Here is a 20558-nt window from a genome sequence, read left to right as displayed (position 1 = left end):
TCCGGCTCAGCTCGAGCCGTGTCTATTCTACCTCGAAATCAATGCGCAGCACCCGGCGTCTGCGGCGCCGGCTGCCCGCCCGCTTTCTTCCGCTTCCGCTCGCTGAGCCAATTCTCGAACCGCTGCACCACGACAAAGAACGTCGGCACGAACAGCACCGCGAGGCAGGTCGAGGCCAGCATGCCCGAGAACACGGTGATGCCGATCGATTTGCGGGCGTTGGCGCCGGCGCCGGTCGCCAGCACCAGCGGCACCACGCCGAGGATGAAGGCAAACGACGTCATCAGGATCGGCCGGAACCGGGCTCGCGCCGCCTCAACAGCGGATTCCAGCAACGGCTTGCGGTCGCGCACATGCAGTTCGAGCGCGACCTCGACGATCAGAATGGCGTTCTTCGCCGACAGCGCGATCAGCAGGATGATGCCGATCTGGGTATAGAGGTTGTTCTCGATCCGCAGGCCCGTCAGCACGATCATCGGACCGAGCAGCGACAACGGCACCGCCAGTATCACCGAGATCGGCGCGAACCAGCTTTCATATTGTCCGGCCAGCACGAGATAGACCAATAGCAGCGCGAGCCCGAACGCCCAGTAGATCTGGCCGCCGACGACCTTCTCCTGGTACGACATAGCCGTCCATTCAAAGCCGGTGCCCTGCGGCAGGGTCTTGTCGGCGATCTCCTCCATCAGTTTCATCGACTGGCCCGAGCTGTAGCCCGTGGCGGGCAGGCCGATGATGCTTGCGGACGGATAGAGATTGTACAGGCTGATCAGCGAGGGGCCGACCGAGGGCGTGATCTTGGCGACCGTGCCGAGCGGGATCATGTCGCCATTGCTGTTGCGCACCATCATGTTTTGCATGTCGCGCAGGGTGAGGCGGTACTGTGCGTCCGCCTGGGCGTAGACCTGGAAGGTGCGGCCGAACTTGTTGAACTGGTTGACGTAGGTCGAGCCCATGTAGGACGACAGCGTCGAAAAGATCTGGTCGGTCGTGACATGCAGGGTCTGGGTCTTGACCCGGTCGACCTCTACATCGAATTGCGGCACCATCGAGCGGAACGACGAGCTGACGCGCTGCAGCGCGCTTTGCGTCTGCGCGTTGGAGACGATGGCGCCGGCAATGGCCTGCAGCTTGCCGTAGTCGGCATTGCCATCGCGCAACTGAACCTGCATCGCGAAACCGGCGGCGTTGCCGATGCCCTGGATCGGCGGCGGCGGAACCACCAGGATGCGCGCCTCCTCGATGACAGACATCTTCTCGTTCAGGCCGACGAACAGCGACCGCAGGTCCTCGCCCTCGCCGCGCGCGCTCCACTCCTTCAAAATCAGATAGGCGACGCCGGCATTGGCCAGGCTGGAAGAACTATCCAGCGCCGAGATGCCGGAGATGCTGATGACCTGATCGACGCCGGGGTGCTTGCTGGCGATGTCGCTGACGCGGGTGAGCACTTGCTGGGTACGGTCGAGCGAGGCGCCGTCGGGCAGTTGCACGGCGACCAGGAGATAGCCCTGATCTTCAATGGGAATAAACCCGGTCGGCACCCGCGACAGGCCGTAACCGGCGCCGCAGATCAGGACGAGGGCTGCGATCACCGAGATATTGCTGTGCGCTACCAAGCGGCCGATCAGCCGGGCATAGGCGCGTTCAACCCGGTCATAGACCGCGTTGAAGCCGCGGTAGAAGAAATTGCGCTGTTCCGGCGGCGCCGGCCGGCGCAGCCACAGCGCGCATTGGGTCGGCTTCAGCGTCGCGGCATTGATGGCGCTGAGCAGCGCGGTCGCCGCGATCACCAGCGCGAATTGCGAATACATCCGCCCCGTCAATCCCGGCAGGAAGGCCGACGGCAGGAACACCGAGATCAGCACCAGCGTGATGCCGACGATCGGCGCGAACAGCGCGTCCATCGCCGATATCGCGGCGTCATGGCCGGACATGCCCTTCTCGATATTATGCGCCGCGCCCTCGACCACGACGATGGCGTCGTCGACCACGATGCCGATCGCGAGCACGATCGCGAACAGGGTCGAAATGTTGACGGTGAAGCCGAGCGCCGCCATCGCGGCGAAGGCGCCGATGATCGTCACCGGCACGGTCGTCGCCGGAACCAGCATCGCCCGCCAATCCTGCAGGAAGATCAGGATCACGATCAGGACGAGGAAGCCCGCCTCGATCAGCGTCTTGTAGACTTCCTTGATCGATTCGGAGACGAATTTCGTGGTGTCGAACGGGGTGTCGTACTTCACGTCCTGCGGAAACGCCTTGGCAAGCACCGCCATCTTAGCCTCGACGGCCTTCTCGACTTCGAGCGCGTTGGCGCCGGGCGACTGGAACACGCCGATGCCGGTGGCGGGCTTGTTGTTGAGCGAGAACACCTGGCTGTAGGTCTGGGCGCCGAGCTCGACCCAGCCGACGTCGCGGACGCGGGTGACATCGCCATTGCTGCCGGTCTTGACGATGATGTCCTCGAACTGGCTCTTGTCGCTGAGCCGCCCGTTGACGTTCAGCGTGTACTGGAACGCCTGCCCCGCCGGCGCCGGCGGGGCGCCGACCTGGCCCGCGGTGACCTGCTGGCTCTGTTGCTGGATCGAGGTGACGACGTCCTGCGGCATCAGGTTGCGCACCTGCAGCTTGTTCGGATCGAGCCAGACCCGCATCGAATACTGGCCGGCGCCGAACACCGTAACGTTGCCGACGCCGGGCAGACGCGACAGTTCATCCCTGATGTTGATGGTGGCGTAATTGCTCAGGAACAGGCTGTCATAGGTCGCATTCGGCGACGTCAGCGTCACGAACAGGAGAATCGCCGTCGATTTCTTCTGCACGGTGACGCCCTGGTTCTGCACCGATTGCGGCAGCTGCGACAGCGCGCTCGACACCCGGTTTTGCACCAGCACCTGCGCGAAGTTGAGGTCGGTGCCGATCTTGAACGTCACGGTCAGCGAATAGGTGCCGTCGGCGCCGCTGTAGGACTGCATGTACAGCATGTCCTCGACGCCGTTGACCTGCTGCTCGATCGGCAGCGCCACGGTATCGATCACGGTCTTGGCGCTGGCGCCGGGATAGCGCGTCGTCACCTGAACCGTCGGCGGCACCACATCAGGGTATTGCGCCACCGCGAGGCGAAACAGGCACACCCCGCCGATCAGGATCATCAGGATCGCGATGACGTTGGAAAGGACGGGCCGCTCGATGAAAAATTTCGAAATCATGGCCGGTCCTTATTTGGCTGACGCCGGCGACGCTTCGATTTTCTTGACCTGCGGGTCGACCTTCTGACCGGGGATCGCGCGCAACAGGCCGGCTGTGACCACCCGGTCGTCCGGCTTCAGGCCGCTCTCGATGACGCGCAGGTCGCCCTCCAGCGGCCCGGTCTGCACCTTGCGTTGTTCGACCACATTTTCCGCGTTCACGACCAGCACGTAACGGCCAGCCTGGTCGCTGCCGAGCGCCACATCAGGCACCAGCAGTGCATTCGACTGCTCGTCGAAGGGCACGCGGACCCGAACGAAGAAGCCCGGCAGCAACGCCCGATCGGGATTCGGCAATACACCGCGCACCGGGAGCGTGCCGGTCGATTGATTGAGGGTCGGCGAGACGTAGTCGAGGTTGCCCTTGTGCGGAAAGCCGATCTCGGTCTGCAATCCGACCTCGACCGGTAGCTTCCGGAGTTCTTCGACCGAGATGCCCCTTTTCCGGGCTTCTTCCCGGATCCGCAGCACGTCCTGTTCGTTGACGTTGAAATTCACATAGATCGGATCGAGCGCCACGATGTTGGCGAGCTGTGTCGGCGATGATACGCCGACCAGTTCGCCGATGGAGACCAGATGCGCGCTGACGATGCCGTCGAACGGCGCCGTGACATTGGTGTAGCCGTAATTCATCGCCGCGATCTTGGTGTTGACCTGGGCCTGTTGAAGGTTTGCCTGCGCGTTCTCGCGCGCCGCCGTCGAGGTATCGAGCGTTGCCTGCGAGACCGCCTGTCTTTGCACCAGATCCGACTGCCGCTTGAAATCGGCTTCGGCCTGCTTCATCGAAGCTTCCATGCCGGTTTGGGCGGCCTGCGCCTGATCGAGCTTCAGCTTGTAGGTTTCGGGTTCGATCGTGAACAGCGTGGTCCCTGCCTTCACGAAGGTGCCGTCTTTATAATTGATCGTTTGCAGGAAGCCCTGCACGCGCGCGACCAGATCGACGTTCTTGATCGGCGCGGTATTGCCGGTCGCCTCCAGATAGCGCGTGATGCTGCGCTGCACCGGCACGGCGACTTCAACTTTTGGCGGCGGCGGCGGCACAAAAGTATTTTGTTCGCAGGCACTTAAGACGCCGAATGCGGCAATGGCGAAGACCGCGCGACACGCAATGGCGCCTCTCTGTCTGAAGGTGTCATGTGGTTTGCTGCATGCCAGCGAACGCTCAGACTTCATTTGCGTGCCTCAATACGTTTGTTCTTGCAAAGCGCGTTCTATTCAAACTACGGCGTTCGACCATCCCATAAAAATAGCAACAATCCACTTGCAGGGGAACCCGAAACCGAAAATGATGCCGCGCGCGAAATTTTCTTCGCTTTCTCGTTCATGATTTCACTTTTGTTGCGGCGGCTCCAGCGACTACAAAAAGGATTTATTCAAATGATCAACACGTTGACACGTGCGGCAACGCTCGGGGCGTTGATGACGGCAGTGACATTCGCAGTTGCAGTACCGGCATTTGCGCAGGCGCCGAGCCAGGCGCAGCGCGATGCGATCAAGACCCAATGCCGGTCGGATTATATCGCGCATTGCTCCAGTATTCCGCCGGGCGGCGAAGCTTCGCTGCAATGCCTGCAGAAGAATATGTCGAGCCTGTCATCAAGCTGTCAAAGCGCGGTGCGCGCCGTGGCAGCGCCGGCAGCCGCCGCGCCCGCGGCCAAGCCCGAGTCCGCTCCGGCCGCGGCCGGCGCAAAGCCTGCAACCACCACCGCGGCGCCCAAGGCTGATACCAAGCCCGCAGCCGCAGCTGCGGGGCAGCCGTCCAGCGCGCAGATCTCCGCGGTCCGCAGCGCCTGCCGCTCCGACTATCCAAAAGTCTGCGCTGGCGTGCCGACCGGCGGCGCCCCGGCGCTGCAGTGCCTGGACAAGAACAAGGAAAAACTTTCGCCGGCTTGCGAGAAGGCGGTCACGGCCGCCGTCGGCGGTGGCGGCGCGCCAGCGGCGGGCGCCGCTCCCGCGGCGGCGGCAGCTCCGGCAGCGGCAGGCGCTGCTGCTGCACCCACCGTAATAGTATTGCGGCCACTGCGGCCGCGCGAGGAACTATTCGTGCTGCGCTCGGCCTGCGGCGGCGATGTCCGCACGATTTGCGGCGGCGTGGCGCCGGGCGGTGGCCGGATCGTGCAATGCTTGGCAACCAACGCGGCACGGCTCTCTCCCGCATGCCAGGACGTACTGGCCCAGTTCAAGGCGCCTTAGTTACCGGTTGCTACCCGGTCGCGCCGTGAGAACGGCGCGATCGGATCATGCGTGCGCGACGGTACCGACGAACTGTTGCAATTCCGGCGTCCGCGGCGCGGCAAATACCTCTTTCGGAACGCCCTCTTCATGCACCTTGCCGTGGTGCATGAAGACGAGCTTGGTGCCAACGTCGCGGGCGAAACGCATTTCGTGCGTGACCAGAATGAGCGTCATGCCTTCGCGCGCCAGCTGCTCGACCACGCGCAGCACCTCGTTGACCAGTTCCGGGTCGAGCGCCGAGGTGATTTCATCGCACAGCAGTACTTTCGGCCGCATCGCCAGCGAACGTGCGATCGCGACGCGCTGCTGCTGGCCGCCGGAGAGCTGGTTCGGATAGGCGTCCATCTTCTCGGACAGCCCGACCTTCGCCAGCACCTCGGCCGCGGTGGCGCGCGCCTCCTTGGCCGACACCTTGTTGACGACGGTCGGCGCCAGCATCACGTTCTCGGCGGCCGTCAGGTGCGGAAACAGATTGAACTGCTGGAACACCATGCCGACATGGCGGCGCAGCTCGCGCAGATTGGTGGTGGAGCCGCCGACCTCGATGCTGTCGGCGATGATCGCGCCGGACTGATAGGTCTCCAGGCCGTTGATGCAGCGGAGCAGCGTGCTCTTGCCCGATCCGGAGCGGCCGATGATGGCGACCACGTCGCCTTTGGCGACCTCGAGCGAGACGCCCTTCAGCACCTCGTTCGGACCAAAACTCTTTCTGACGTCACGAATGCTAACGAGCGACATTGAGGCGGCTCTCGATTTTTTTCGCCCACCAGGACAGCGGGAAACACAGGCAGAAATAGATCAGCGCGACCAGCGAATAGACCACGAAGGGGCGGAAGGTCGCGTTGTTGAGCATGGTGCCGGCCTTGGTCAGCTCGACGAAGCCGATGATCGAAGCCAGCGCGGTGCCTTTGACCACCTGCACCGAGAAGCCGACGGTCGGCGCAACCGCGATCCGCGAGGCCTGCGGCAGGATGACGTAACGCATCTGCTCGATGTAGCTCATCGCGAGGCTGGAGGAGGCCTCCCACTGGCCCTTCGGGATCGACTCGACACAGCCACGCCAGATCTCGGCGAGAAAGGCGCTGGTCCAGAACGTCAGCGCCAGGGTCGCGGCCATCCACGGACTCACCTCGATGCCGAACAGCGCGATGCCGAAGAAGAACAGGAACAGCTGCATCAGGAGCGGCGTCCCCTGGAACAGCTCGATGTAGATCTTGGTGGACCATTCCAGCACCGGGATCCTGGAGGTCCGCATGAACAGCAGGATCAGCCCGACAACGCCGCCGCAGACAAAGGCGATCAGCGACAGCACGATGGTCCACTGCGTGGCGATCAAGAGGTTCGACAGGATGTCCCAGAGGCTGAACTGCAACATGGCTCACTTCGCCTTGAACAGGATGCGGCCGAGGCCGCGCAGCAGCGAACGCGTCAGCATGGCGAGCAAGAGATAGGCCAAGGCCACCAGCAGATAGACTTCGAAGTTGCGGAAATTGCGCGAGGCGATGAGGTTGGCGGCATAGGTCAGGTCCTGCGCCGAGATCTGCGACACCACGGCTGAGCCCAGCATGACGATGATGATCTGCGACGACAGCGCCGGATAGATCTTCTCGAACGCCTGCTTGAGCACGATGTGGCGCAGCACTTCCCATTTGGTCATGGCAAGGCTGATACCGGCCTCGATATGGCCTTTCGGCACCGCCTCGATGCCGGCGCGGATGATCTCGGTCGAATAGGCGCCGAGATTAATGGTCATGGCGAGGAATGCCGCGGTCGATTCGCTTAGCTTCAACCCGGCGGCCGGCAGGCCGAAGAAGATAAAGAACAACTGCACGATGAACGGCGTGTTGCGGATCACCTCGACATAGCCGGCGACCAGACTGCCGAGCCATTTCGGTCCGAAGGTGCGCGCCGATGCGCCGGCGGTGCCGACGGCGATACCGGCGACGGTCGAGACGACCGTCAGAACGACGGTGAACAGCAGCCCCCACAGCAGCACGTCCCAGTGGGGCAGCAATTCACCGAATTGAAGCTTGTAGTTCATGACGGGCCGGCCCCCGCGACCAGGTCAGAAGCCCGGCGGCAACGGCGCCTTCAGCCACTTCTCGGACAGTTTGGCGATGTCGCCGGACGTCTTGGCCTGCGCGATGATGTCGTTGAGCTTGGCCAGCAGCTTCGGCTCTTCCTTGTTGAGCCCGATAAAGCACGGGCTGTCCTTGATGACGAATTTGAGCGCGGGCGCCCGGGCCGGGACCTTCTCGGCGATGGCGGCGGCGACCGTATTGCCGGTCGCGATCAGGTCGACCTGTCCGGATACGAAGGCGGCAATGGTGGCGTTGTTATCCTCGAAACGCTTGATGGTGGTGTCGGCCGGCGCGAGCTTGGTCAGCTCCTGCTCCTCGATGGCGCCGCGGGTGGCGCCGATCGTCTTGCCCTTGAGCTCGTCGGCCGATGCTACCTTGATTTCCTTGGTACCGAACACGCCGGAGAAGAACGGCGCATAGGCGACGGAAAAGTCGATCACCTTCTCGCGCTCGGCATTCTTGCCGAGGCTGGAAATCACGATGTCGGCCTTCTTGGTCTGCAGATAGGGAATCCGGTTGGCGCTGGTGACGGCGATGATCTCGACCTTCAGCCCGAGCGCCTTGCCGATCAGGTTGGCCATGTCGATGTCGTAGCCCTGCGGCTTGAGATCGAGCCCGGCGGAGCCGAACGGCGCAAAATCCTGCGGCACTGCAACCTTGATGACCTTGGCCGCCATGATCGAGTCCAGCGCGTCGGCATGGGCCGGCGCGGTCAGCGCGGCGGTGGCGACCGCGAAAGCCGCGGCAATCATCGATTTCTTGAGCAACATCCTATGTCCCCTGTGCATCGCGACATCGCCGGTCAGTTCGGCCGATGTCTTCGGATCCCCTTCGCAGTGCGGGACCCTGCCCGATGCTCAATCATCAGGCAATGCCTCGAGCTGCTCCTAATTTTATCATCGCCTGCCCTGGAATTAGGCTGCATGGGTGACAGATTCACGTCCAAATGATACACGTCCTGCCATTCGATGCAGGGTTGTGGCGTGCTGCTCGCCACGAAACGCGAGGATCAATTGAACCAACCTCACGGATCGCGCGACATAACAAATCGTCATCGCGATCTGATACGCGGTGTGCCAATTGACCTTTGCCCTGCCGATACGATCAACGTCCCGATGATCAATTTTCGACGTGCGGAAATATTTCCTTGGAAGCCGGCTCGACATGATCGGCACAGAATGAAAGCCATCCGGCTCTGATCTCCGCCATTGGTTCTCCTGATCTCGCAACAAAAAGGGAGCTTCAATACGGCGAGGTCGAGAAGCAAGCGGGCGGCCTGCCTGACCCTTTGAGAACAACAATCATCAACGAGGAGGAAAAACAGATGTTACGTGCCATCCTGACTGCAGCCACCCTGTTGTGTGCGTCGCAAGCGTTCGCGCAGGAGATGACTGCCGCACAGCGCGACGCCTGCATGGGCGATTACGAGAAGTATTGCAAAAGCGTCACGCCGGGCGGCGGGCGGATCATCGCCTGCCTCGCCAAGGAGAGCGACAAGCTGACACCCGCTTGCAAGAAGGTGCTGCAGGCGGCGGAGAAGAAATAGACGCGCGGCCTGAGACACATCCGCAGCACCTTCCAGAAGAAACCTGAACACCAACCAAGATAAGTCCGGGAGAGAAACATGCGTTCATTTCTGCTCATTGCCGCCGCACTGCTCGCCGTTGGCACCGCCATGACCTTCGAGTCGACCGATGCCAACGCGGCTGTCTGCGCCGACGGCGTCGTTCGCGCCGGCTGCGCGGGACCTCGAGGCGCGGTCGTCGTCAAAAAGCCGAAGCCGGCGGTCGTATGCCGCACCGTGATCGTGAACGGCGTCAAGGTTCGCCGCTGCACCTGATCGAAGCTGGTCCGGCTCAAAACTAAGGGCATCTGCACCCGCCGGCCGCTGCCTGCCATTATTGGCGGCGCAGCGGCCGACTTTTGCCGATTCCTGTTTTGCCGGATCGCAATTGATGTGCCAGCATCGGCGGCTTCGGAGCGTTCGAAAGCCGTGAACCCGGAATGAGTAATTTTCCAGTCGCATTGCCAGTCTGGGCCCGCGTGCTCCTGCTGGCCGGCGTTGCCGGCATCGTCCTCGGTGCCGGCCTCATCGCCTATCGCTTCTACGACAGGCCGACGGTGCTGACCGTCGCGGTGGGGTCGTTCGACGGCGAAGCGGCCAAGGTCGCGTCGGTCATTGCCGCCCGGCTGGAAGCCACCAAATCCGCGGTCCGTTTGAAGATCGTTCCGACCGACGACGTGCTCGCTTCCGCAAAAATCTTTGCCGAGGGAAAGACCGACCTTGCCATCGTGCGCGCCGATGTCGGCGATCTCTCGCTGGCGCGGAGCGTGGCGCTGGTCACCAAATCGGTCCTGATGATCCTGGCACTGCCGGGATCGCAGGTGACCAGCATCGAGAAGATGAAGGGCCACACAGTCGGCGTCGTCGGTGGCGAGATCAACCAGAAGATCGTCGAGGCCCTGAAAAAGGAATATGACCTCGGCGACAAGGTGACCTTCAAGAACATGGCGCCGGCGGATACGCCCGGCGCGATCCAGTCGAAAGCGGCGAGTGCGTTCGTGCTGGTCGTCCCGCTCAGCGAAAAGTACATTTCACTGGTGAGGCGCTTCTTCCGGGGCGGGCATAATTCCTTCCCCGCCCTGATTCCGGTTGAATCGGCCGGCGCCATCGCCGATGTCGAAGGTGCCTATGAGAGCTTCGATATTCCGCAAGGCACGCTGCGCGGCAACCCGCCGGTGCCGGACGCCGACCTGACCACGCTCCGCGTCGCGACTTATCTGGTGGCCAACAAGAAGATCGACCCGGACACGATCACGACGCTGACCCAGGCTCTGGTGACTGCCCGCAACGATCTCGTGCGCGACCAGCCGTTGCTGGCCGGGCTGACGGCGCCCGATACCGATCCCGGCGCCTATATCCCGGTCCATCCGGGGGCCGCGGCCTACTATAACGGGACCCAGCAAAGCTTCATGGATGAATACGGCAACTGGATTTACCTGACGCCGATGGTGCTGGGCGCACTGGCCTCGATCTTCGCCACCGCATGGCGGTTTCTTGGCGGCCGGCAGGAACCGGCCGAAACGACGTTGCGCAGCCTGTTCGCCTTGCCGCGGCGGATCAGGGAAGTGAAGAGCGAGGCCGAACTGACCGAGATCGAAAACCAGGTCGACCAGGCACTGGACGCCGAGATGGCGAGCGCGATCAGAAGCGAGAACGCGCAGGATATCTCGACGCTGGTTTCAATGGCGCATCGGCTGGAAGATTCGATCTATCGCCGCCGGCAAATGCTGGCGGAGCGGCCGACGAAGCAGAACTAGTTCCGGGCGGCCCCACGGAAAGGGTCGACCCGGACCAATTCCGGCAAAATTTTTGGTAGCGCCATTCCCCGGTCCGGTTTAGGGTGGCCCCAACTAGTAAGTATACTGTCAATTAGGGAGGGGTACCGTGCGCATCGCCGTCATCGGCGGAGGCCCCGGCGGTCTCTACTTCGCCTATCTCTGGAAGCGGCGTCATCCGGACGCAGCGATCGACCTGTTCGAGCAGAACCCCGAAGGCGCGACCTGGGGTTTCGGCGTCGTGTTCTCCGAACAGGCGCTGGAATTCTTGCGCGCCGACGACCCCGAGACGGTCGATGCGATCACGCCGCGGATGGAAAGCTGGAAGAACATCACGCTCAATTTGCGGGGCGAGAGCGTCGAGATCGACGGCGTCGGCTTTTCCTCGATCGGCCGGCTCGAATTGTTGACCATTTTGCAGCAGCGCGTGCGCGCCGCCGGCATCACGCCGCGATACGACACCATCATCCAGTCGCTGGACGAGCTCAAAGGTTATGACCTGATCGTCGCCGCCGACGGATTGAACTCGCTGGTGCGCCGCGGCTTCGAGAAGGAATTCGGCGCCTCGGTCTCGCATTCGACCAACAAATTCGCATGGTACGGCACCAGCAAACGTTTCGCCACGCTGTCGCAGACCTTCGTGAAAACCGATCTCGGGTCGTTCAACGCACATCATTATCGTTATGCGCCTGCCATGAGCACCTTCCTGGTCGAATGCGACGCAGCGACCTGGCAGGCTTACGGTTTCGAGCACAAGACCATCGAACAATCGCAGGCGATCTGTGAAGAGATATTTGCCGATACGCTCGACGGCCATTCGCTGGTGTCGAACAAATCGGTGTGGCGGAATTTCCCCTGGATCTGGAACGAGAACTGGTCGCACGGCAACATGGTGCTGATCGGCGACGCCCTGCACTCGGCGCACTTCTCGATCGGCTCGGGAACAAGGCTCGCGATCGAGGACGCCATCGCGCTGACCAAGGCGCTGGAGGCGGAAGCGGACATTCCCGCGGGCCTCGCCCGCTACCAGAGCGAACGCAAGCCAATCGTGAAGAAACTGGTGACGGCGGCGCGCACCAGCGCCGACTGGTACGAACATTTCCCCGAACACATGAAGCTCCACCTGATGGATTTTGCCTACAGCTACATCACCCGCTCCGGGCGGATCGACGATTCGCGCCTGCGCGCGATGTCGCCGGCCTTCATGGCGCGCTTTGAGGCAGCAAAGAACAGCGGGAGCCGTGCATGATCGACGATCAGGTACCCCTCGACAATCCCGGTGCGCGCGAGATCGGATTTGCGATTCCCGAGCGCTACAACGCCAGCCGCATCCTGTTCGACAATCTCGTGCACGGCCGCGGCGAACGCCTCGCGCTGACCGGGCCAGCCGGCACGCGCAGCTATGCCGAATTGTGCCGCGAGGCCTCGCAATGGGGCCACGGCTTCCAGTCGCTGGGGCTGAAGCGCGGCGACCGCATCCTGATGTTCCTCGACGACACGCCGGCTTACCCGGCCGCATTCTTCGGCGCGGTGCGCTCCGGCTTCGTGCCGCTGCTGATTAACACCCTGACGCCGCCGGACCTGCTGCAGTTTTATCTCTCGGACGCCGGCGCCGCCGTCGCGGTCACCGATGCCGAGTTCACTTCCCGATTCGACGCTGTTGCCTGCAAGGACACGCCGCTGCACACGCTGATCGTGGTCAACGGCACCGCCGGCGAGCACGCCGTGCCGAAGACGCTTGCTGCCGACGCCTGGCTGAAGGCCTTCCCGACCGAACTCACGGAGGCCGACACGCATCGCAACGAGATGGCGTTCTGGATGTACTCGTCGGGCTCGACCGGACGCCCCAAGGGCATCGTGCATCTGCAGCACGACATGGCCTACAGCGAAGCTGCGTTTGCGCGCAACGTGCTCAAGCTCGGGCCCGACGACATCTGCTTTTCGGTACCGAAGATTTTCTTCGCCTATGGCTTCGGCAATTCCATCACCTTCCCGTTCTCGGTCGGCGCCGCCACACTGCTGTTGCCGGGCCAGCCGAAGCCCGCCGCGATCTTCGAGGCGATCGGGCGCTACCGCCCGAGCGTGTTTTTTGGATTGCCGACGCTCTACACCTCGCTGACCAAGGCCGACGGCGCAGCGGCCGCGGACTTTTCATCGTTGCGGATGGCGCTGTCCGCCGCCGAGGTGCTGTCGGGTGAAGTGTTCAACGGCTGGAAGACGCTGACCGGCCTCGAGATCATCGAGGGCCTGGGTTCGACCGAGGCACTGCACATCTACCTTTCCAACCGGCCCGATCACAAGAAGCTCGGTGCGGCCGGGCTGCGTGTTCCCGGTTATGAAATCGCGCTCAGGGACAAGGACGGCCGCGACGTCGGCGACGACGAGGAAGGGATCATGTGGGTGCGCGGCGATTCCAACACGCCGCTGTACTGGAACCGGCCGGACAAATCAGCGGAGACGATCCGCGAGGAGGGGTGGATCTACACCGGCGACCGCTTTGTCCGCGATGCCGACGGCTTTCATTTCTTCCGCGGCCGCGCCGACGACCTGATCAAGATTTCCGGCCAATGGGTCTATCCGCTCGAAGTCGAGCTGTGCCTTGCTGAACACCCCGACGTCCGCGAATGCGCCGTCTTCGCCGCCGAACTCCCGGACCGGCGCATGACGCTAAAGGCCGTGGTGGTGATGAACAAAGGCGGCTTCGACGCCGATAACGTGACAAAGAAGCTGCAGGATTTCGTCAAGGCAAAACTGCTGCCTTACAAATATCCGCGCGAGGTGCGGTTCATTGAGGAGCTGCCGAAGACCGGCACAGGCAAGATCGACCGGCAGGCGCTGTTGAGGATGTAGCAAATGCGCATCCAGACATTCACTGTCGTCCCGGCCTTGAGCCGGGACCCATAACCACCGGCGGCAATTGTTTTGCGAGCCGGTCGTTATCTTCCTTTTCTTATCATATTGGCCGCGGCGTATGGGTCCCGGCTCAAGGCCGGGACGACGAAAACGAATTGTCGGGCTCCCTCAACCCGACTTGCCCAAATGTTCGAGCGCATCCTCGGCGCGCAGCGGCACCCGCGAGGCTTCGTTGTTGAGATCGACGAGCTGCGTCATCAGCGCCAGCAACACCTTGCGGTCGGCGGCCTTCAGCGGCTGCAGCATCCGCGCCTGCGCGCGCTCGACCGATGGCATGATCTCGCGCAGCGTGGCCGCGCCCGCCTTGGTCAGATAAAGCAGTTTGACCCTCTTGTCTTCCCGCCCGGGCTTGCGCTCGACCAGGGCTTTGGATTCCAGCCGCTCGATGACGTTGCCGAGCGTCGAGCGGTCGAACGCGATCACCGCCGAGAGCCGCGTCGCGTCTATGCCGGGATGGGTGTGGATCGACACCAGCGCGGCATATTGCACCGGCGTCAGGTCGAAGGCCTTGCATTCCTCGACAAAGATGGCGACTGCGATCTGCTGCATGCGCCGGAACAGATAACCGGGCGCCGCGTAGACGGCGTCCATGGTAATGGGCGTGGGCTTACTCGGCATCGGGCTGCTTGTCCGGTGCGGCGTCGGCGAACGCCTTGATTTCCTTTGCCGCGGCTTCAGCCTTGAGCAGGCGCGGGAAGATCGAGACATCCACCCCGAAGCGCCGCGCGTTGCCGAGTTGCGGCACCAGGCAGAGATCGGCGATCGTCGGCGTTGCGCCGAAACAGAACGGCCCCTTTTCGCCGGTGGCCAGCGCTTCGCAAGCCGTCAGTCCCTCGCGGTTGACCCAGGCCGCCCACTCCGTCACCTTTTCCTCGGGTAAACCGAGTTGCCGCAGCCGGTTCAATACTTTCAGGTTCTGCACCGGGTGGGTGTCACAGGCCAGCGCCATGGCGAAGGCGCGAACTTTTGCGCGACCCAGCGCATCGCCGGGCAACAGCGCCGGTTCGGGATAGGTTTCATCCAGCCATTCAATGATCGCCAGCGATTGCGTGAGTATGGCGCCGGCGTCGTCCTCCAGTGCGGGCACGAGCCCCTGCGGGTTGATGGCGAGATAGGCCGGCGCGCATTGTTCGCCCTTGCGAAGGTGATGCGGCAAATGTTCGGGTCGCAGCCCCTTCAGATTCAAGGCGATCCTGACCCGGTACGCCGCGGCACTGCGGAAATAGCCGTGCAGCTTCATCGGAACCTCCCCGTAAATCTGTCGTTGCGGTCTACGCCGTCATTGACGCTACCCATATTGTAAGTATGCTGTCAATAAATCGACGGACAAGAATAACGGGAGGCTAGCCATGGAAGCCGTGCAGAAGACCCCGGAACGCGAGGCGTTCTACAAGAAGATCGACGGCGAGAACCTCTCCGCACTCTGGAACGTGATGGGCGATCTGATCACGCCGGAACCGCGCAGCGCCTGCCGGCCGCATCTGTGGAAGTTCGACCAGATCCGCGACTACATGACCGAGGCCGGCAAGCTGATCACCGCCAAGGAAGCCGAGCGGCGGGTGCTGGTGCTGGAAAATCCGGGCCTGCGCGGCCAGTCGAAGATCACGACCTCGCTGTTTGCCGGCGTGCAGATGGTGGTCCCCGGCGACGTCGCCCCGGCGCACCGCCACAGCCAGTCGGCATTGCGTTTCGTGCTCGAAGGCAAGGGGGCGGCAACCGCCGTCGACGGCGAGAAGACGCTGATGGAGCCCGGCGATTTCGTCATCACGCCGTCAATGACCTGGCATGATCATTCCAACGAAACCTCCGAGCCGATGTTCTGGCTCGACGGACTCGACATTCCGATGGTGCAGTTCTTCGATGCGTCCTTTGCCGAAGGCTCGAACGAGGACCAGCAGAAGATCACGCGACCTTCCGGCGACAGCTTTGCCCGTTACGGACGCAACCTCCTGCCCGTCGACGAGAAGCGAAAGTCGAAGACCTCGCCGATCTTCAACTATCCCTACAGCTACACCCGCGAGGCGCTGGAACAGGCCAAGATCCGCAACGAGTGGGACGCCTGCCACGGGCTGAAGCTGAAATTCTCCAACCCCGAAACCGGCGAGTTCGCGATGCCGACCATCGGCACCTTCATCCAGATGCTGCCGAAGGGTTTTAAGACCGCGCGCTATCGCTCCACCGACGCGACCGTGTTCGCGGCGATCGAGGGCAAGGGCCGCACGCGAGTCGGCGAGCAGACGTTTGAGTGGGGCGCGCGCGATCTGTTCGTGGTGCCGAGCTGGCAATGGGTCACCCACGAGGCCGACGTCGATTCGGTGCTGTTCAGCTTCTCCGACCGTCCGGTGCAGCAGAAGCTCGACCTGTTCCGCGAAAACCGCGGCAATGCGTGAGGGTGTTGAAATTGTAGGGTGGGCAAAGGAGCGTTAGCGACGTGCCCACCGTCAGGCACTCTGCGCGTAATGGTGGGCACGCTTCGCTTTGCCCACCCTACGATTCCCGCGCGCAGCCCCTCACCGCCAATGCAGCAGCCTTGCCTCCAGCAGATTGATTCCCTTCCCCACCACCAGCCCGAACACCGAGAGTATGACCACGCCGGCCAACAGCTGATCGGTCTGCATCAGATTGCCGGCCTGCAGTACGAAGGCGCCGATACCGTATTGGGCGCCGATCATCTCGGCGCTCACCACCAGCAGCAGCGCGACCGACGCCGTGATGCGAAAACCCGCGAGGATCGAGGGCAGCGCGCCCGGCCAGATCACGCGGCGCACGATCAAATGGAACGGCACATTGAAACTCTGCGCCATCCGGATCAGGTTGCGCGGCACCGCGTCGACGCCGCTATAGACCGAGATCGCGGTGGAGAAGAACACGCCGAGCGCGATGGTTGCGATCTTCGGCTCCTCGCCGATCCCAAGCCACAGGATCAGCAGCGGCAGCAATGCGATCTTCGGAATCGGAAACAGCGCCGAGATGAAGGTGATGCCGATGCCGCGCGCCAGCGTGGATAACCCGATCCCGAAACCGACGATGACGCCGGCAACCGTGCCGAGAATCCAGCCCGATCCGATCCGCATCACCGACCAGGACAGATGCTGCCAGAGCGCGCCCGATAGCGCGAGCTTGTAGATCGCGGCCGCGATCGCCGAGGGCGGCGGCAGGAACAGCGCATTGACCCAGCCGGCGCTGCCGGCGAGCTGCCAGAACGCAATCACCAGCGCGAGCGCAATCCAACCGGAATAACGGCCGGCGCTCGGCGTAAAGCCCGCGCCGCGAAACGCCACCGGCCGCGACCCTGCCTTGTCCTCGTCCTGCGTTCCCTGCGGCGCGCGGTCAAGCATGCTGGACCTCGCGCTCGGCGTCGATCGCCTCCTCACGGATCAGCGACCACAGATCGTTTTGTATCGCGAGCAGTTTTCCGCGCGCATTGATGTCGCCGCGCTCGTCGCGCGTCATCGGGATGGTCACGACCTCGCGGACACGGCCGGGACGGCGCGACAGCACCACGATGCGGTCGGCGAGCCGCACCGCTTCTTCGAGATTGTGCGTCACGTAGACCGCGCCCATCGAACCGTCGGCGAGCAGGCGGATAAAATCCTCCATCAGCAATTCGCGGGTCTGCGAATCCAGCGCCGACAGCGGCTCGTCCATCAGCAGGATCGCCGGTCGCACCGCGAGCGCCCGCGCAATGCCGACACGCTGGCGCATGCCGCCTGACAATTGCTTCGGGTAGGCGCCGCGAAAATCGGTGAGCCCTGTGCGGCGCAGCGCGTCGTCGATCACGGCGCGGCGTTCGCTTATCCCGAGCGCCGTGTGCACCAGCGGAAATTCCACATTGGCTTCCACCGTACACCAGGGCAGCAGCGCAAAATCCTGGAATACGAAGGTCAGCGGGTTGAGGCTGCCCGCCGGCGGCGCGCCGCGCAGCTCGGCCTGGCCCTCGCTCGACCGCAGCAATCCCCCCAATATCGACAGCAGCGTGCTCTTGCCGCAACCGGAGGGTCCGACGATCGCAACCACCTCGCCCGCGCGCACCGTGAACGAGACGTTGTCGAGTACGTCCAGCGTACCGAAGCGGTGGCTGATATGGTCGGCGATCAGGTCCATTGGGCAGGTTTCCGATCCGTCATTCCATCCACCGTCATTGCGAGGAGCGAAGCGACGAAGCAATCCATCGATCCGTTATGCCGCGCCATGGATTGCTTCGCTGCGCTCGCAATGACGCATTCAGGCACCGCAGGCTAATCCGCCTTCACATATTCCTTGGCGATGATCGCATCCACCCCAAATCCCTTGTCGACGAACCCCTGTTCCTGCAGCCAGCTGATCTGGTTGGCGACGTTCTTGACGTCGAGTTTGCCGTCGGGATCGATATAGGCGCAATTGCCGACCACCTGCTCGACCGGCAGAATGGTGTATTTGGCGATGATTTCCAGCAGCGGTTTTGTCTTGTCGTTGATCGCTGCCTTGCCGTCCTTCACCGAGGCCAGGATCACGTCATGATATTCGCGGTCGGCGCGGACCAGGGCGCCCAGCAATTTCGTCACCAGCGCCTGGTTGGTCAGCGCTTTCGGGGAAGCGAACACCGCGCCGAGCTGCCACGGCGTCTCGTCACCGACCCAGCCGAGCAGTTTGGCGCCGTCGGAATCGATCAGCGTGCGCGCGGTGGACACCGGCAGCAGTGCCGCATCGACGGTCTCGCCCTTCAGCGCCGCGGCGGCGTTCGACAGCGATTGCAGCGGCAACACCTTTACGTCCGCGAGCTTGAAGCCGTATTTGTCGGCGAGCAGTCCCAGCGAGTAATGGAAGCTGGAGCCGACCTGCGTCACCGCGATGCGTTTTCCGGCGAGATCTTTCGGCGCCTTCAGCCCGGCAGCATAGGCGTTGTTGCTGGCGAAATAGCCGATCAGGGGGTAGCCGGCCTTCTCGCGGCTCATGCCGCCGATCACCTTCAGCGTGCCCTTGCCGGCGAGGTTATAAAGCCCGGCCGTAAACGCGGTGACGCCGAAATCGACATCGCCCGAGGTGGTCGCCACCGCGATCGGCTGCGCCGCGTCGAAGAATTTCAGCTCGATGTCGAGGCCGGCCTCGCGGAAATAGCCCTTGTCCTGCGCGATGAACACCGGCGCCGACGAGGACAGCCTGAGCACGCCGATCTTGGCCTTCAGCGCATCATCGGCCCGCGCGATGCCACCAGCCGCGATCGCCAGCAGGGCAGCCAAAGCGAGCCGTGCAAATCCCGTCATTCCGTTTCCTCCGTACCTTCTCTTACAGCCCTTCGGGCACCTTCTGGCCGCGGCCAATAAAAGCGCCCCGTTGTTGCAGTGCTTGTTGCAACTTTTCAACGGCAATGTCGCGTGGAATCGTGTTACCTGATAGCGCCAGGTCGGCGGCGATCCCAACCGCCTCGCCCATCGCAAAACAGGCGCCGGAAACCCTCGCCGCCGACTGGCCGTCATGGGTCATCGAGGCGCAGCGCCCGGCCATTAGCAGGTTGTCGATACCCTCGGGCACCAGCATCCGATACGGCAGCTCGTTGAAGCCGCGCGATTCCGGGATCGGCGGGAACTTGAAGACCACATCGCCCGCGACATGGGATTCCATCGGCCAGCCATTGACACCGATGGAGTCCTCGAACGAGGCGCAGCCCAGCACGTCCTCGCCTGACAGCATGTAGCCGCCGACGACGCGGCGGGTCTCGCGGATGCCAAGCTGCGGCGGCAGATCGACGATGTAGGATTTTTCGAAGCCGGGCACGGTGCGCAGGAACTCGAACGCCTTTACCGCCTGGCGGCGGCCCTCGATTTCGCCGCGGGTCATATCGTCAGGCTCGAGGCCGTTCACCGCCGTGCCGTCCTCGCGCGCGAGCTGGGTAAAATTCACGCGCCATTCGACGGCGTGGCGCTGTGGCCGAACGATCGCGGCCTTGCGCGGAAATTTGTGCGTGCCCGCGGCCTCGGCCTTTTCCATCAGCGCCGGAATGGTGCGCCAGGCGTCGCCGGCTCTTTCGGGGTCGATGCCGTTGAGGCGGAACATCATCGACGGGTACATCGTGCTACCAGCGTTGTCGCCGACCTCGAACGGCGCGCCGGCCCAGGCGGCGAGATCGCCGTCGCCGGAGCAATCGATGTAGATGCCGGCGCGCACCGCCTGCCGGCCCGCCCTGGTCTCGACCATCAACGCGTCGATGCGCCTGTCGTCATGCATCACCACGCCGGCGCCGAGCGCGTGAAAGAGAATGTCGACCTTGTGCGCGGCCAGCAGGTCGTCGGCCGCGATCTTGTAGGCCGCGGTGTCATAGGCCTGTGCGAAAATTTTGCCCAGGATCAGATGCGGCGCGTTCAGCCCGCCGAGCCGGTCGATGCGATCAAGGAGATCGGTGGCAATCCCCTGCACCACCCGGTGCATCTCGCCATGGACATTGGCGTGCAGTCCGCAGAAATTCGTGACGCCGGCAGCCGTTCCCATGCCGCCGAGGAAGCCATAGCGTTCGACCAGCAGTGTTCGCCGCCCCGCGCGCGCGGCGGCAACAGCGGCTGCGATGCCGGCAGGCCCGCCGCCCAGCACGGCGACATCATATTCGCCATAGAGCGGAACTTGGCGCGCAGGTTCTTCGATGGTTTTGGAAGGCAATTCAGGGTTCCCGGCTGAGGCCAAGGCATCATGCCTTGGCGAGGGCATTTTGGCTATGTGTCGAACGGTTGAAATCAAGACGGAAGATATTGCTCCGACGGTACAAAATTGA

The 20558-nt window shown here is 63.1% G+C and carries 20 protein-coding genes; 8 read left to right on the top strand and 12 right to left on the bottom strand.

Features of this window, described 5'->3' with window-relative positions:
* Positions 1 to 38 precede the first annotated feature (38 nt).
* Both JQ641_RS23770 and JQ641_RS23765 read right to left on the bottom strand, forming a co-directional pair.
* Entirely contained in the window at positions 39 to 3209 is a 3171-nt protein-coding gene (locus JQ641_RS23770; RefSeq protein ID WP_211998321.1) for an efflux RND transporter permease subunit, read from the bottom strand.
* A 9-nt stretch (positions 3210 to 3218) separates the two neighbouring features.
* Positions 3219 to 4334, bottom strand: a complete 1116-nt coding sequence (locus tag JQ641_RS23765) for an efflux RND transporter periplasmic adaptor subunit (RefSeq protein ID WP_349628610.1) — start codon at positions 4332 to 4334, stop codon at positions 3219 to 3221.
* Here JQ641_RS23765 and JQ641_RS38750 point away from each other — a divergent pair.
* Together JQ641_RS38750 and JQ641_RS23760 are read left to right on the top strand one after the other, a co-directional pair.
* The gene (locus tag JQ641_RS38750; RefSeq protein WP_349628611.1) at positions 4237 to 4575 is read left to right on the top strand and encodes a hypothetical protein; all 339 of its coding nucleotides are present in this window, start codon (positions 4237 to 4239) and stop codon (positions 4573 to 4575) included. The two genes, JQ641_RS23765 and JQ641_RS38750, sit on opposite strands and share 98 nt — an antisense overlap.
* A gap of 50 nt (positions 4576 to 4625) precedes the next feature.
* A complete protein-coding gene (locus JQ641_RS23760; protein ID WP_211998319.1) occupies positions 4626 to 5441 on the top strand; it encodes a hypothetical protein in 816 nt (271 codons plus the stop codon).
* A gap of 45 nt (positions 5442 to 5486) precedes the next feature.
* Here JQ641_RS23760 and JQ641_RS23755 read toward each other — a convergent pair whose 3' ends face one another.
* The 4 genes from JQ641_RS23755 to JQ641_RS23740 are packed head-to-tail and all read right to left on the bottom strand — an operon-like array spanning position 5487 to position 8334.
* Complete coding sequence (locus JQ641_RS23755; protein ID WP_211998318.1) at positions 5487 to 6221, bottom strand: amino acid ABC transporter ATP-binding protein; 735 nt, start codon at positions 6219 to 6221, stop codon at positions 5487 to 5489.
* Positions 6208 to 6858 (bottom strand): amino acid ABC transporter permease, encoded by a 651-nt coding sequence (locus tag JQ641_RS23750; RefSeq protein ID WP_211998317.1) that lies wholly within the window; start codon positions 6856 to 6858, stop codon positions 6208 to 6210. The genes JQ641_RS23755 and JQ641_RS23750 overlap by 14 nt, the downstream gene beginning before the upstream one ends.
* Positions 6859 to 6861: 3 nt before the next feature.
* Positions 6862 to 7524: an amino acid ABC transporter permease gene (locus tag JQ641_RS23745; protein ID WP_211998316.1), complete on the bottom strand. Its 663-nt coding sequence runs from the start codon at positions 7522 to 7524 to the stop codon at positions 6862 to 6864.
* Between the two features lie 24 nt (positions 7525 to 7548).
* The gene (locus JQ641_RS23740; RefSeq protein ID WP_211998315.1) at positions 7549 to 8334 is read right to left on the bottom strand and encodes a transporter substrate-binding domain-containing protein; all 786 of its coding nucleotides are present in this window, start codon (positions 8332 to 8334) and stop codon (positions 7549 to 7551) included.
* Between the two features lie 554 nt (positions 8335 to 8888).
* Between JQ641_RS23740 and JQ641_RS23735 the strand changes: the two genes are divergently transcribed.
* The 5 genes from JQ641_RS23735 to JQ641_RS23715 all read left to right on the top strand — a co-directional run bounded on the left by JQ641_RS23735 (position 8889) and on the right by JQ641_RS23715 (position 13753).
* On the top strand, positions 8889 to 9110 hold the full coding sequence (locus JQ641_RS23735; RefSeq protein ID WP_192739307.1) for a cysteine rich repeat-containing protein: 222 nt from the start codon (positions 8889 to 8891) through the stop codon (positions 9108 to 9110).
* A 78-nt stretch (positions 9111 to 9188) separates the two neighbouring features.
* Positions 9189 to 9404: a hypothetical protein gene (locus JQ641_RS23730; RefSeq protein ID WP_211998314.1), complete on the top strand. Its 216-nt coding sequence runs from the start codon at positions 9189 to 9191 to the stop codon at positions 9402 to 9404.
* A 164-nt stretch (positions 9405 to 9568) separates the two neighbouring features.
* Positions 9569 to 10885 carry a TAXI family TRAP transporter solute-binding subunit gene (locus JQ641_RS23725; protein WP_211998313.1) on the top strand — a complete coding sequence of 439 codons (1317 nt, stop codon included), beginning with the start codon at positions 9569 to 9571 and terminating at the stop codon, positions 10883 to 10885.
* Positions 10886 to 11012: 127 nt separating this feature from the next.
* Positions 11013 to 12152 carry an FAD-dependent monooxygenase gene (locus JQ641_RS23720; protein WP_211998312.1) on the top strand — a complete coding sequence of 380 codons (1140 nt, stop codon included), beginning with the start codon at positions 11013 to 11015 and terminating at the stop codon, positions 12150 to 12152.
* Positions 12149 to 13753 (top strand): benzoate-CoA ligase family protein, encoded by a 1605-nt coding sequence (locus JQ641_RS23715; RefSeq protein ID WP_211998311.1) that lies wholly within the window; start codon positions 12149 to 12151, stop codon positions 13751 to 13753. Before JQ641_RS23720 ends, JQ641_RS23715 begins: the two co-directional genes overlap by 4 nt.
* 171 nt (positions 13754 to 13924) lie before the next feature.
* Here JQ641_RS23715 and JQ641_RS23710 read toward each other — a convergent pair whose 3' ends face one another.
* Both JQ641_RS23710 and maiA read right to left on the bottom strand, forming a co-directional pair.
* Positions 13925 to 14434 (bottom strand): MarR family winged helix-turn-helix transcriptional regulator, encoded by a 510-nt coding sequence (locus JQ641_RS23710; RefSeq protein WP_211998310.1) that lies wholly within the window; start codon positions 14432 to 14434, stop codon positions 13925 to 13927.
* Complete coding sequence (gene maiA / locus JQ641_RS23705) at positions 14424 to 15056, bottom strand: maleylacetoacetate isomerase (RefSeq protein WP_211998309.1); 633 nt, start codon at positions 15054 to 15056, stop codon at positions 14424 to 14426. The genes JQ641_RS23710 and maiA overlap by 11 nt, the downstream gene beginning before the upstream one ends.
* A gap of 109 nt (positions 15057 to 15165) precedes the next feature.
* Here maiA and gtdA point away from each other — a divergent pair, with 109 nt between their 5' ends.
* Entirely contained in the window at positions 15166 to 16206 is a 1041-nt protein-coding gene (gtdA, locus tag JQ641_RS23700) for a gentisate 1,2-dioxygenase (RefSeq protein WP_211998308.1), read from the top strand.
* A 120-nt stretch (positions 16207 to 16326) separates the two neighbouring features.
* Here the strand turns inward: gtdA and JQ641_RS23695 are convergent, their stop codons facing one another.
* The 4 genes from JQ641_RS23695 to JQ641_RS23680 form a co-directional block, all read right to left on the bottom strand.
* Positions 16327 to 17154, bottom strand: a complete 828-nt coding sequence (locus tag JQ641_RS23695) for an ABC transporter permease (protein ID WP_211998307.1) — start codon at positions 17152 to 17154, stop codon at positions 16327 to 16329.
* Complete coding sequence (locus JQ641_RS23690; RefSeq protein WP_211998306.1) at positions 17147 to 17920, bottom strand: ABC transporter ATP-binding protein; 774 nt, start codon at positions 17918 to 17920, stop codon at positions 17147 to 17149. Before JQ641_RS23690 ends, JQ641_RS23695 begins: the two co-directional genes overlap by 8 nt.
* 134 nt (positions 17921 to 18054) lie before the next feature.
* On the bottom strand, positions 18055 to 19059 hold the full coding sequence (locus tag JQ641_RS23685; RefSeq protein WP_211998305.1) for an ABC transporter substrate-binding protein: 1005 nt from the start codon (positions 19057 to 19059) through the stop codon (positions 18055 to 18057).
* Between the two features lie 22 nt (positions 19060 to 19081).
* A complete protein-coding gene (locus JQ641_RS23680; RefSeq protein ID WP_211998304.1) occupies positions 19082 to 20446 on the bottom strand; it encodes an FAD-dependent oxidoreductase in 1365 nt (454 codons plus the stop codon).
* Positions 20447 to 20558: the final 112 nt, after the last annotated feature.

Source organism: Bradyrhizobium sp. JYMT SZCCT0180, assembly GCF_018130165.1.
Lineage (GTDB): Bacteria > Pseudomonadota > Alphaproteobacteria > Rhizobiales > Xanthobacteraceae > Bradyrhizobium.
This window is presented reverse-complemented; position numbering and strand designations above follow the sequence as displayed.